The organism is Aquibacillus sediminis (assembly GCF_005870085.1).
Classification (GTDB): Bacteria; Bacillota; Bacilli; order Bacillales; family Amphibacillaceae; genus Aquibacillus_E; species Aquibacillus_E sediminis.
Map to the genome: position 1 here is coordinate 91,492 of NZ_SZNM01000002.1, position 13,636 is coordinate 105,127.

At 36.3% G+C, this 13,636-nt stretch carries 13 protein-coding genes; 12 read left to right on the forward strand and 1 reads right to left on the reverse strand.

Annotation, left to right across the window (positions count from 1 at the left end):
* The first annotated feature begins 192 nt into the window (after positions 1-192).
* From FCI53_RS02260 to uvrC, 6 genes are all read left to right on the forward strand, one after another.
* On the forward strand, positions 193-1,905 hold the full coding sequence (locus tag FCI53_RS02260) for a long-chain-fatty-acid--CoA ligase (RefSeq protein WP_138415432.1): 1,713 nt from the start codon (positions 193-195) through the stop codon (positions 1,903-1,905).
* 94 nt (positions 1,906-1,999) lie between these two features.
* A complete protein-coding gene (locus tag FCI53_RS02265) occupies positions 2,000-2,587 on the forward strand; it encodes a fatty acid metabolism transcriptional regulator FadR (protein WP_138415434.1) in 588 nt (195 codons plus the stop codon).
* A gap of 106 nt (positions 2,588-2,693) precedes the next feature.
* A complete protein-coding gene (locus FCI53_RS02270; RefSeq protein ID WP_138415436.1) occupies positions 2,694-3,467 on the forward strand; it encodes an electron transfer flavoprotein subunit beta/FixA family protein in 774 nt (257 codons plus the stop codon).
* A gap of 62 nt (positions 3,468-3,529) precedes the next feature.
* Positions 3,530-4,507, forward strand: coding sequence for an electron transfer flavoprotein subunit alpha/FixB family protein (locus tag FCI53_RS02275; RefSeq protein ID WP_138415438.1), 978 nt, complete (start codon positions 3,530-3,532; stop codon positions 4,505-4,507).
* 173 nt (positions 4,508-4,680) lie between these two features.
* Positions 4,681-4,995: a thioredoxin gene (gene trxA, locus FCI53_RS02280; RefSeq protein WP_138415440.1), complete on the forward strand. Its 315-nt coding sequence runs from the start codon at positions 4,681-4,683 to the stop codon at positions 4,993-4,995.
* Between the two features lie 133 nt (positions 4,996-5,128).
* A complete protein-coding gene (gene uvrC, locus FCI53_RS02285; protein ID WP_138415442.1) occupies positions 5,129-6,940 on the forward strand; it encodes an excinuclease ABC subunit UvrC in 1,812 nt (603 codons plus the stop codon).
* 104 nt (positions 6,941-7,044) lie between these two features.
* On the opposite strand, the gene FCI53_RS02290 is transcribed toward uvrC, so the two are convergent.
* Complete coding sequence (locus FCI53_RS02290; RefSeq protein ID WP_138415444.1) at positions 7,045-7,476, reverse strand: YslB family protein; 432 nt, start codon at positions 7,474-7,476, stop codon at positions 7,045-7,047.
* A 312-nt stretch (positions 7,477-7,788) separates the two neighbouring features.
* On the opposite strand from FCI53_RS02290, the gene FCI53_RS02295 reads away from it, so the two are divergent.
* The 6 genes from FCI53_RS02295 to racE all read left to right on the forward strand — a co-directional run bounded on the left by FCI53_RS02295 (position 7,789) and on the right by racE (position 13,581).
* The gene (locus FCI53_RS02295; RefSeq protein WP_138415446.1) at positions 7,789-8,409 is read left to right on the forward strand and encodes a succinate dehydrogenase cytochrome b558 subunit; all 621 of its coding nucleotides are present in this window, start codon (positions 7,789-7,791) and stop codon (positions 8,407-8,409) included.
* Positions 8,410-8,449: 40 nt separating this feature from the next.
* Positions 8,450-10,201 (forward strand): succinate dehydrogenase flavoprotein subunit, encoded by a 1,752-nt coding sequence (gene sdhA / locus FCI53_RS02300; protein ID WP_138415448.1) that lies wholly within the window; start codon positions 8,450-8,452, stop codon positions 10,199-10,201.
* A gap of 15 nt (positions 10,202-10,216) precedes the next feature.
* Entirely contained in the window at positions 10,217-10,978 is a 762-nt protein-coding gene (gene sdhB, locus FCI53_RS02305; protein ID WP_138415450.1) for a succinate dehydrogenase iron-sulfur subunit, read from the forward strand.
* A gap of 189 nt (positions 10,979-11,167) precedes the next feature.
* A complete protein-coding gene (locus FCI53_RS02310; protein WP_246049987.1) occupies positions 11,168-11,614 on the forward strand; it encodes an acyl-CoA thioesterase in 447 nt (148 codons plus the stop codon).
* Between the two features lie 661 nt (positions 11,615-12,275).
* Positions 12,276-12,500: a helix-turn-helix domain-containing protein gene (locus tag FCI53_RS02315; protein WP_138415454.1), complete on the forward strand. Its 225-nt coding sequence runs from the start codon at positions 12,276-12,278 to the stop codon at positions 12,498-12,500.
* A gap of 280 nt (positions 12,501-12,780) precedes the next feature.
* Positions 12,781-13,581 (forward strand): glutamate racemase, encoded by an 801-nt coding sequence (racE, locus tag FCI53_RS02320; protein ID WP_138415456.1) that lies wholly within the window; start codon positions 12,781-12,783, stop codon positions 13,579-13,581.
* Positions 13,582-13,636 lie beyond the last annotated feature (55 nt).

Sequence of the window (13,636 nt, forward strand, 5' to 3'; positions counted from 1 at the left end):
TTTTTAGTTATCGGCATCGTATATGTTATATAAGGAAAAAGGGTCAAATGAGGCTCTTTTTCTTCTATTTTTTTTAATCCATTATGGGAGTGTATACGAGATTGTATTTATACAAATTTTTTCAAAAAAATATTTTAAAAAGTCTGAAAAGTCTGTATAATGAAAGAGAGAATTTTTTAAGGAGGCAACCGGATGAACAATGCGTATGACCGTATATGGCTGTCCCAGTATCCCGATGGTTTACCGCAAACGATCCCATATGATGAAAAAGCCTTGCAATACTTTTTAAAAGATAGTGCAGAACGTTACCCTAATTTGAAAGCGCTTCACTTTATAGGTAAAGAACTTACTTATCAGGAGGTATATCATCAATCAGAAAAGCTTGCCACCTACTTACAATCGATTGGTCTAAGACAAGGAGACCGTGTCGCAGTCATGTTACCCAATTCCCCGCAAGCCGTTATTTGTTATTATGGAATCCTTCTTGCAGGTGGTGTTGTTGTACAAACCAATCCGTTATATAAAGAAAGAGAGCTTGAATTTCAACTGAAGGACTCTGATGCAAACATGATTGTTTGTCTTGATCTTCTCTTTCCATTAGTATCCAATGTGAAACCGAACACTTCGATCGAGCATATTATTGTGACGAGTATTAAAGATTATCTACCCTTTCCTAAAAATTTATTATACCCATTACTTCAAAAGAAACAAGGTCAACCACTACCAAAAGTTGAACAAACAGAGACAACGCATAATTGGTCTACAATATTGAAGCAAGAACAGATTGATTATAAAACCTATCCAATAGATCCGAAAGAAGATATTGCCTTATTACAATATACAGGCGGAACGACAGGATTTCCAAAAGGAGTAATGCTTACCCATTATAATTTAGTGGTGAATGCACAGATGTGTACGCACTGGATTCGTGACGCTGAACGAAATAATGAGGTGGTGATGGGGGTATTACCTTTTTTTCATGTGTATGGGATGACTACCGTAATGAATTATTCTGTTTTAACTGCTTCAAAAATGGTATTAGTTCCAAAGTTTGAAGTGGAAGATGTTTTAAAGACGATAGAAAAGCAAAAACCAACTGTTTTTCCTGGTGCCCCTACGATCTATATCGCATTATTAAACCATCGCAATTTAAGTGATTATGATTTGTCATCTATCAACTCTTGTATAAGTGGTTCAGCGCCATTACCTTCAGAAATACAAGAAAAATTTCAACAAGTTACAAATGGTCGACTAATTGAAGGGTATGGATTAACTGAAACTTCACCTGTGACACATGCAAATTTTTTAAATCCCGATACTGTTCAAGGTGGGATTGGAGTTCCATGGCCTGATACAGATGCCAAGATTATTGATGCTGAAACAATGGAAGAATTGCCTCAAGGTGAACTTGGGGAGATTATTGTGAAAGGGCCACAAGTGATGAAAGGATACTGGAATAACCCTGAAGAAACTGAACAAGTACTGATCGATGGTTGGCTAAGGACGGGCGATATTGGTTATATGGATGAGAATGGTTGTTTCTATGTAATGGATCGTAAAAAAGATATGATCATTGCTGGTGGGTATAATATTTATCCACGTGAAGTAGAAGAAGTATTATATGAACATGAAGCCGTACAAGAAGCAGTAGTAGTTGGGATTCCAGATCGGTATCGTGGTGAAACGGTAAAGGCTTTTATTGTAAGCAAGGAGGGCGAACGCTTAAACGAAGAGGCAATGGATCGTTTTTGTCGCAAACGGATTGCTGCATATAAGGTGCCAAAAGTATATGAATTCCGAGATGAACTACCTAAAACAGCTGTTGGGAAGATATTAAGAAGGCAATTAGTAGAGGAGGAGAAACAAAATCAATCGATAAACCAAGAGGCTGACCAATCAAGTTAGTCTGTCTGATAAAAAATTGACAAAACCAAAAAAAGGAAGTAAAATTAAATTATGAATGAATGGTCATTCATAATTTAATTTAGGAGAAATTATCATGAAAACAACAAAACCAAAATTCCAACAAATTATAGATGCAGCAGTTATAGTTATTGCCGAGAATGGTTATCATGCTTCAAAAGTTTCCAAAATCGCTAAACAAGCAGGGGTTGCCGATGGAACCATTTATTTATACTTCAAAAATAAAGAAGATATTCTCGTTTCTTTATTTCAAGAAAAAATGGGCGAATTCATTCAAAAAATACAGGAAAAAATCGACGTTGATTCATCAGTGGATCAAAAATTGAAAACATTGATAACGATGCACTTTAGTCAATTAGCTGAAGATCACCATTTAGCGATTGTGACCCAATTAGAACTAAGACAATCGAATAAACAACTACGTCTGAAAATAAACGATGTATTAAAGCCGTATCTTGAGGTTGTCGATCAAATCGTTGAACAAGGGATAAAACAGGAGATCTATCATTCCACCATTGATCCTAGACTTATCAGGCAGATGATCTTCGGCACACTAGATGAGACCGTTACAAATTGGGTGATGAACGAACAGAGATATGACTTAGTAAGCCAAGTTGACCAAGTTCATTATTTAATATCCAATGGACTAAAAAAACGGGGATAACCCCCACTGAGTGAAGTTTCACTTTATAAAGAACGAGCGTACGTCGAAGTTTCCATCAACTATATCATTTAAAAAAGCCTTAATTTTAGGAAAGGGGAGATATCGGTTGAATATCTTTGTTTTAATGAAATCGACATTTGATACAGAAGAAAAAATTAATGTCCGTAATAATAAGATTGATGAGGACGGGGCTGAATTCATTATTAATCCGTATGATGAATATGCGATTGAGGAGGCAATTCAACAACGTGATCAACATGGTGGGGAAATAACAGTGGTCAATGTGGGTAGTTCAGACAATGAGAAACAATTGCGTACTGCTCTAGCAATGGGGGCAGACAAAGCAGTATTAATCAACACAGAGGATGATGTAGAAGCAGGGGATGCATTTACCACGGTTAAAATATTAGAGGCATTTTTCGAAGAGAAAGATGTAGACTTAATTTTAGCTGGAAATGTGGCAATCGATGAAGCAACAGGGCAAGTTGGGCCTCGTTTAGCACAATGTTTGGACATTGATTATGTTACAACCATTACGGAATTACGAATTGATGGAAAGCAAGTAACAGTGGAAAAAGACGTGGAAGGCGATATCGAGGTGATCGAAACATCATTACCTGTTTTAGTAACCTGTCAACAAGGGCTTAACGAACCAAGGTACCCATCACTACCGGGGATTATGAAAGCAAAGAAAAAACCATTAGAAGAACTAGAAATTGATGATTTAAATATAGAGGAAGAGGATGTGCAGCCTATGACCAAAACGATTGAAATATTTCTCCCCCCTGAGCGTCAAGCCGGAAAAGTATTACAAGGGGAATCTCAAGAACAGGTAGCAGAGCTAGTTCAGTTGTTACAAAAAGAAGCGAAGGTATTCTAATGCATGTTGCTATCTAGGTACTTATAACCAATTTACTAATAGTGTAAGAAGGGAGCGAGTTTATGAATAAAAGCCTTGTTATTGGTGAATTAAGGGAAGGAGAATTACGAAACGTCACTTTTGAATCCATTGCAGCCGCCAAAAAAATAGGTGACCAGGGAGAAATTGTTGGTGTGCTATGTGGGGCGCAAGATCTTAGTTCTGCAGCCAAAGTGATGATCTCATATGGAGCAGACCGTGTTGTGAAGATTGAACACCCAAAATTGAAAACGTATACACAAGAAGGATACGGTCAAGCAATTTCTCACGTAATTGAGCAAGAGTCACCAGATGGAATCATAATGGGACATACATCGGTAGGGAAAGATTTAGCCCCAAAGCTTGCGAGCAAGTGGAATTCAGGTTTGGTTTCAGATGCAATTGATTTAGAAGTAGTTGGTGATCAGATTGTTTTCACACGCCCTATTTATTCGGGAAAAGCATTTGAGAAAAAAATTATTACAGAGGGATTAACATTTGCTACGATTCGACCAAATAATATTCCTTCATTAACAAAAGATGATGCTAGAACAGGTGAAGTGACTTCTTTAGATGTAGAAATTACGGATTTACGCTCTGTTATGAAGGACGTTATGAAAAATGCATCAGAAGGTGTTGATTTGACAGAAGCAAACGTTATTGTTGCGGGCGGACGAGGAGTAAAGAGCAAGGAAGGGTTTGAACCGTTACAACAACTAGCTGATGTCTTAGGTGGAGCGGTTGGTGCTTCACGCGGTGCTTGTGATGCTAATTATTGTGATTACTCCCTGCAAATTGGGCAAACCGGAAAGGTGGTAACCCCTGATTTATATATTGCATGTGGTATTTCTGGAGCGATCCAACATTTGGCAGGGATGTCTAACTCGAAAATTATAGTTGCCATTAATAAAGACCCGGAGGCAAATATATTTAATGTAGCAGACTATGGGATTGTCGGTGATTTATTTGAAATCGTGCCATTGCTTATTGAAGAAGTAAAGCAATTAAAAGTGAACACATAATAATCCTGCTACAACAGTAAAAGAAGCTGTTGTAGCATTTTTTTAGAGATCAGTATGGATGATGGCATAAAGGGAAAAGTAGATAGAAAGCAAAGTATTAGCAATTAATTGTATTGGAATGCTATACTCATGGTGAACGTATAGTATTTGTATATAATGAGGAGGAATTATAAATGGCAATTGTAAAAGCAACTGATGAAAATTTCAATAAAGAAACTAGTGAAGGTGTCGTATTAGCAGACTTTTGGGCACCATGGTGTGGACCTTGTAAAATGATCGCTCCTGTTCTAGAAGAAATTGATGGAGAAATGAGCGATAAAGTTAAAATTGTAAAGCTTGATGTCGACGAAAATCAAGAAACTGCTGGTAAGTTCGGTGTCATGAGTATCCCAACCCTTCTTTTATTTAAAGATGGAGAAGTTGTTGAGCAGGTAGTAGGTTTTCAACCGAAAGAAGCGCTAGAAGAATTAATTAACAAACATGCATAAAATTTTTCTGAATTAAGAAATTAAATCATTTCTTATATCCCTTGTTACTTTTGTGACAAGGGATTGTTATTTACTATTAGATAATACATGTACTTATAAGGTAAATTGTAGCGAAAGACTTGGAGTGAGAATGTTGAATGATCGAATCAGTGAAAAATTAGCTGTACTCCCCGCTCAACCAGGCTGTTACTTAATGAAAGATAAGCATAACACCATTATTTATGTAGGGAAATCCAAACTTTTAAAAAATAGAGTTCGTTCTTATTTTACAGGGGCAAATGATCAAAAAACACAGCGATTGGTGCAAGAGATTGTTGATTTTGAATATATTGTTACTTCTTCTGAAATTGAAGCACTTATTTTAGAAATGAATTTAATTAAAAAATATGATCCAAAGTATAACGTGTTATTAAAGGATGACAAATCCTATCCTTATTTAAAAATTACCAATGAACGACACCCGCGTTTGTTAATCACACGAAAAGTAAAAAAAGATAAAGGAAAATATTTTGGTCCATACCCTAATGTGATCGCTGCTCGAGAAACAAAAAAATTATTAGACCGTCTGTATCCACTAAGAAAATGTAATAATCCACCAGGTCGAGTCTGTTTGTATTACCATATGGACCAATGTTATGCATGCTCAGAAAACCCACCCACCGAACAGGAATATAAGGAAATTGTTCAAAGTATTACCTCTTTTTTGAACGGTGGTCATAAACAAATTAAACAAAGCCTCAAACAAAAGATGTTGGATGCAAGTGAAGAAATGAATTTTGAACGAGCAAAAGAATTACGGGATCAAATCCAACATATCGAGTCTGTTATGGAGAAGCAGAAAATGACCCTTAATGACCAAGTCAATCGGGATGTATTTGGGTATGCGTATGATAAAGGTTGGATGTGTGTTCAAGTTTTCTTTATTCGTCAAGGGAAATTAATTGAAAGGGACATATCAATTTTTCCTTTTTATGATGATGCCGAAGAAACATTTTTAAGTTATATCGGACGTTTTTACCTGCAACATAACCACCCAAAACCAAAACAAATCTTAGTCCCAGCTCCGACAGATAATGAACTTTTAAAAGAACTGTTAGAGGTTGATGTACACATTCCATATCGAGGAAGAAAAAAGGAGCTAGTCCATTTGGCTGCTAAGAATGCACAGATTGCTTTAGAAGAAAAGTTTCGATTAATCGAAAGAGATGAAGAACGAACCATTAAGGCAGTTGAAAATTTAGGAGAAAAAATGCATATCGCAACACCGCATCGAATTGAAGCGTTCGATAATTCTAATATTCAAGGGACAGATCCCGTTTCGGCGATGGTTGTTTTTATAGATGGAAAACCGTCCAAAAAAGATTATCGAAAATATAAAATCAAAGATGTTAAAGGACCTGATGATTACGATACAATGCGGGAAGTGGTTAGACGTCGTTATACAAGGGTATTAAAGGAGGATTTGCCTTTACCAGATTTGATTATTGTGGATGGTGGAAAGGGACAAATGAGCGCAGCGCTTGATGTGTTAGAAAATGAATTAGGTCTTGATATTCCATTGTGTGGTTTGGCGAAAGATGATAAGCACCGAACAAGTGAATTGTTATATGGCAATCCGCCAGAGATCATTCATATTGAACGTCAGTCACAAGAATTTTATTTAATTCAGCGCATTCAAGATGAAGTTCACCGATTTGCCATTTCATTTCACCGACAGTTACGTGGAAAAAGTGCTTTCCGTTCGGAATTAGATAATATACCAGGGGTAGGAGAAAAACGAAGAAGATTATTACTAACCCATTTTAAATCGATCGCTGAGATCAAGGGTGCAAAGCTTGATGAAATAAAAAAATTAGGAATACCAGAACCAACAGCAAAAACGATATTGGAGCATTTGCATAATAAGAATAGCCAAGAGAATGGAAATAATCCTACTTCTGAATGAGGATTATTTCCTTTATTTTTATTTTGATACGCTAGACCATTTGATTTATCCTGTATGTAATTGGCGCTGAGATCCACTTTGTTGAAGTTTCACTTTACAGGTTTTTAAGAAAAATAGACAGTGAATTGAACAAATTTCTTTTTAGTGTTTACCTCTTCAATACATTCGCAATATTTTTCCTTAACCTGTTCGACGGCTTGGGCAAGAAAACCTGCCTCTAATCGATAGTCCACATCAAACTCCTGGTCTATTCGATTCGTTATGGTTTCACCAGTTAGTTCAAATATCAATTCCTTTCTTTTCTCCTTTTTCAGTGTCAAATATCCCCAACCAACATCATTAAAGAATTGAATGATGTCATCAACACTCATTTGGCTTGTTTCTCTTGCTATATTTTTCCCCATTACATAAATCACTCGTTTCGTGTCTTTGCCGAGTAAATCGGGTAAGCAATAATATCTAAGAAGATCATAACCAGATCCAGTACTTACAATATCGGTCACCATTTTTTGAACGGAGACATTATCTTTTGGCATATTTAACAATCCTTTCTACTATTATAAATAGTAAAGCTCACTCATTTCTAATTGTACTTCGTTCGAAGGACACTATTTATTATTACTTGTAATCTACTTGTGTGCAAGGTTATCTTGTATCCTTTTAGATGTTTAATCACGAGAAAGTGCTTTTCTTGACGGTTAAAGTCGATCGAAGTACAATAGATATGAATTTAAAATTATACATTTTTCTAATAATTTGCATTCTATTGAAAAATAAAAATTAAAGCGTTTTATTATTAGGAAATGTATAGAAAGTAGATTGAATCGAACTAGTTGAGGGGGGTACATATGACGGAAAATAGGGAGTTTTTTTATCGTAGGTTACATTCACTGTTAGGGGTTATACCAATTGGTATATTTTTAGTACAGCATTTGGTTGTGAACCATTTTGCTGTCTATGGAGAGGAAAGTTTTAACAATGCAGCTGGATTTATGCATGATTTACCATTCCGGCTTATGTTAGAAATTTTCATTATCTTCATCCCAATTTTGTTTCATGCTATTTTAGGGGTTTATATTGCTTTTGTTGCGAAAAATAATGTACAAAGATATGGATTTTTTCGCAATTGGATGTTCTATTTACAAAGATTAACAGGAATCATTACATTGGTGTTCATTGTTTGGCATGTTTGGGAAACAAGAGTTGCCATTGGAATGGGAAATGCAGAGCTAGACTATAGCTTAATGGAAAATATCTTAAGCCAACCATTCTTTTTCTGGTTCTACATTGTAGGGGTTGTTTCTACGACATTCCACTTTGCTAATGGTTTATGGAGTTTCTTGGTATCATGGGGGATTACAGTTTCACCTCGTTCTCAAAAAATAGCAACCTATGGTACACTAATTGTTTTTCTAGCGATTACTTATATAGGGATTAGATCATTAATCAAATTTGCATATGGAGTTTAATAGTTTGATAGTTTTTATACTAGAGGAGTGAGCTTAAACGATGAGTAATCATAAAATTGTTATAGTTGGAGGCGGTTTAGCAGGTTTAATGGCAACCATTAAGGCTGCAGAAGCTGGTGTCCATGTCGATTTACTTTCTATAGTACCTGTTAAACGTTCTCACTCAGTATGTGCACAAGGTGGAATCAACGGAGCCGTTAATACAAAAGGTGAAGGAGATTCTCCATTGGTGCACTTTGATGATACTGTTTATGGTGGCGATTTCTTGGCAAATCAACCACCTGTTAAAGCGATGTGTGAAGCGGCACCAGGAATTATTCATATGTTAGATCGCATGGGGGTTATGTTTAACCGTACACCAGAAGGTTTGTTAGACTTTAGACGTTTTGGTGGAACCCAACACCATCGAACTGCATATGCTGGTGCGACTACAGGTCAGCAACTGCTATATGCATTAGATGAACAAGTACGACGTTTTGAAGTGGAAGGCTTAGTTACAAAATATGAAGGTTGGGAATTTATCTCTGCCATTATCGATGATGAAGGAACTGGTCGAGGTGTCATTGCACAAAGTATCCAGTCCCACGAAATTAAAGCGTTTAAAGCGGATGCAGTTATTCTAGCATCAGGTGGACCAGGTATTATATTTGGTAAGTCAACAAACTCTGTGATCAATACCGGATCTGCGGCAGCAGCGCTTTATCAGCAAGGTGGAATATATGCAAATGGTGAATTCATCCAAATTCACCCAACGGCAATCCCAGGTGACGATAAACTTCGTCTAATGAGTGAATCTGCTCGCGGTGAAGGTGGACGAGTTTGGACATATAAAGATGGGGAACCATGGTATTTCTTAGAGGAGAAATACCCAGCATATGGTAACTTAGTTCCTCGTGATATTGCGACGAGAGAAATATTTGATGTGTGTGTCAATCAAAAGCTAGGTATTAATGGGGAAAATATGGTGTACCTAGATCTTTCTCACAAAGATCCTAAAGAATTGGATGTTAAATTAGGTGGAATTATTGAAATCTATGAAAAATTCGTGGGGGAAGATCCTAGAAAAGTACCAATGAAAATTTTCCCTGCTGTTCACTATTCCATGGGTGGGCTTTGGGTTGATTATGAACAAATGACCAACATTCCAGGAGTTTTCGCAGCTGGTGAATGTGATTATACACAACATGGTGCGAACCGACTAGGAGCAAATTCATTATTGTCTTCTATTTATGGTGGTATGGTAGCTGGTCCAAATGCAATTAAATATATACAAGGACTAGAGAAAACAACAGAGGATATATCATCAAGTTTATTTGATAACAAATTGAAAGAAGAGCAAGATTATTTTGAACAGTTAATGGCAATGGATGGAGAAGAAAATGCTTATCAAATTCATAAAGAACTAGGACAATGGATGACGGATAATGTTACGGTTGTTCGTGAAAATGCTAAACTATTAAAAACAGATGAAAAAATACAAGAACTACTAGAAAGATGGGAAAACATTAACATTAATGACACGTCACGTTGGAGTAACCAAGGGGTAATGTTTACAAGACAGCTAAAAAACATGCTACACCTTGCCCGTGTTATTACACAGGGAGCATATAATCGTAATGAGAGTCGCGGTGCGCATTATAAACCAGCATTCCCAGATCGTAATGATGAGGAATGGTTAAAAACAACCAAGGCTCATTTTGATCCAGAGAAACAAGATCCAGTATTTGATTACGAAGATGTTGATATTTCTCACATCAAGCCAAGAAAACGTGACTATACGAAGAAAAAGTAGGGGGGATGACACGTTATGGCTGAAAAAACGATTACTTTGATCATAACCCGTCAAGATAATCCAGAGTCAAAACCATATGAGGAAACATTTGAAATTCCGTATAGAGAGAATATGAATATCATTTCTGCTTTAATGGAAACACAGCAGAATCCGGTCAATGCAAAAGGGGAAAAAACAAGTCCGGTGAACTGGGAATCAAATTGTTTGGAAGAGGTATGTGGTGCTTGTTCTATGGTAATAAATGGAACACCGCAACAAGCGTGTTCAACATTGGTAGATCAATTGGAACAACCAATTCGTTTAGAACCAATGGCAACCTTCCCGGTAATGAGAGACTTAGTTGTTGATCGTAGTCGTATGTTTGATTCATTGAAAAAAGTGAAAGCGTGGATTCCGATTGATGGAACACATGACCTTGGTCCAGGACCACGTATGCCTGAGAAGAAACGTCAGTGGGCTTATGAATTATCAAAATGTATGACTTGTGGGGTTTGTCTTGAGGCTTGTCCGAATGTAAATAGTAACTCTGAATTCATTGGACCAGCTCCACTTTCTCAAGTTCGTTTATTTAATGCGCATCCAACTGGTGAAATGAACAAAGGAGAACGTTTAGATGCCTTGATGGAAGATGGTGGGCTTTCAGGATGTGGAAATTCACAAAACTGTGTTCAAGTTTGTCCGAAAGGTATCCCGCTAACAACTTCCATTGCAGCATTAAACAGAGATACGAATATTCAATCGTTTAAAAACTTCTTCGGAAGTGATTATGCACACTAATACTAGTAGCATATAGATAAAAGCCTTTACCCAATCGGTGAAGGCTTTTTTTCTATTGATATTATTACAATAACTCTGACATAAATTTTGGGTGAGAGGAGCATTTAGAAGATTGGAATGATTAGTGGTAATTCGAAATAATTTAGGAATATACTCAATTTTAAATATGTCTAGATGAGGTGTTTTGCATTGAAAAAAGTTAACTATGTTATAAACCAAGATAGATGGTTACAAGGGTTTACGTTTTATTCGTGCATTAATCCGAGGTTTTCGGAGACAGATATGTTTGGCCATGTAAACAATACGGTCATGTTCGTTTATTTTGAACAAGCACGTATTGAATTTTTACAGCATTTAGGCCTATTTACTAGTGCAACTAAAGACAAGGGTGTGGTTCCGGTAGTAGCCGATTTGCAATGCGATTATCACAAGCCACTATTTTTTAATGATCAGTTAAACTTATATGTAAAAGTGAATGAAATAGGCAAAACATCGTTTGATTTACATTATTTAGGAATTACTAACAAGGAAGAAATTTGTGTCACTGGTAGAGGGAGAATGGTTCAAGTTGATTCGACTTCAGGAAAACCCGTTCCCTTTACAGACACCATGTTGAAACAATTGCATAACGTATAACTATAGTAGAAGGCTTGTTAATTAAAAATAACGTCGCATAAGCTGAATTATGTGCAACAAACATTTACTAATTTAACTACTGAAGTACAGTGATTTTCCAAAATACACGACGGGATCAAAGGGAAAAGCTGTGATAATGCGTGAAAAAGCCGTAAATACGCAGGATTTAGAGAAAAAGCGCAGGATGATGTAAGAAAAGCCGTAAATTCGCAGGATCTAGAGGAAAAACACTGGATGATGTAAGAAAAAGCCGTAAATACGCAGGATCTAGAGAAAAAGCGCAGGATGATGTAAGAAAAAGCCGTAAATACGCAGGATCTAGAGAAAAAAATCGTGGATATTTAAGAAAAATCCCTAAATACACGTTATCATGACAAAACAACAATTAAAAAACTATTACAAATGTTACTGCAGATAATATAGCTTATGTGACAAAGCACAGTCGAATACGTACGAATCATAACTATTAAACTAATAAGAACAAGAAATGATAGTAGAGACCAGCTTTAAATACAGTTTCTAAAAACTTTAGGACATAAGCTTAAAATGTTGTTGTCATGCATTCTTTAAGCACAGATGAAGAAAAAGTGTCATACAATACAGTGACTAAATAAATACCCTTCAAAATGCGGCTCTGATGACAGCAAGGAGGGGTTAAGACTTGAAGGATCATGACTATAAGCCGAAGCAACTGTTAACAAAACGTGAAAAAGAGGTATTTGAACTTTTAGTACAAGATAAAACAACAAAAGAGATAGCCCAGGAATTATTCATTTCACAAAAGACTGTTCGAAACCATATTTCTAATGCTATGCAAAAATTAGGTGTAAAGGGGCGTTCACAGGCTGTAGTAGAGCTTCTTCGCATGGGGGAGCTTAAGCTTTAATAAAAACCGACTTTCTTTTTGAAAGTCGGTTTTTAAGTAGGGAATATAAATTTTGGAATAACCTTTTTCAAATATAGTGAAAATTAAATACAGTGAGTGTAGAAGATGCCATGAAATATAATGTAACCTAAATTTAATATTCTTATTAGCCCCCTTCATGACTAGAATTAACTGTTAGGAAAAGGGATTTTGATACAACAATATTGAAATAAAAATGCTATAATACGAAAAGAGTTATATATAAAGAATGAATAAACATCAAGAAAAAGAGGGGATTTAAGTGGACCAGCCGATTGGGGTTATTGATTCGGGAGTTGGTGGATTAACGGTAGCCAGTGAGCTAATGCGTCAACTTCCAAAAGAGCAACTTATATACATTGGAGATACATTTCGATGTCCATATGGCCCTAGATCAAAAGAAGAAGTTGTGACTTATACATGGGAAATGGTTAATTTTTTACTAGCTAAAGATATAAAAATGTTAGTTGTAGCGTGTAACACTGCAACAGCTTTTGCGTTAGATCAATTGCACTCGCAATTGGATATCCCTGTCATTGGAGTGATTGAACCAGGGGCGAGAGCAGCGATAAAAGTTTCGCAAAACCAAAGAATTGGTGTGATTGGGACGGAAGGAACGATTGAAAGTAAAGCATATCCCAAAGCATTAAAAACGATACATTCTACTATTCAAGTGAATGATCTAGCATGTCCCCGGTTTGTGCCAATGGTCGAGGAAGGTATTCTATCCGGACCAGAGGCCAATCGTGTTGTTGCTGAATCTTTGATGCCTTTGAAAATGAAAAATCATATAGATACATTAATACTTGGATGTACCCATTACCCTTTGATTCGAGACAGGATTCAAGAGGTTATTGGTGATCATGTATCTATTATTTCGTCAGGTGAAGAAACGGCACGAGAAGTAAGTGCCATTCTTGGTTATAAAGAAAAACTATTTAATGGTGACCGAACTCCCGATCATCAATTTTACACAACGGGCCGATTAGATGTGTTTAAGCGGATAGCTTCCAATTGGTTAGAACAACCAATAGTAGTTGAAAATGCTGTTCTAAATAAATAGATGAATAGATATAATAACAAACGAGTAGAATCTGTTTCTGCTCGTTTGTTATTAT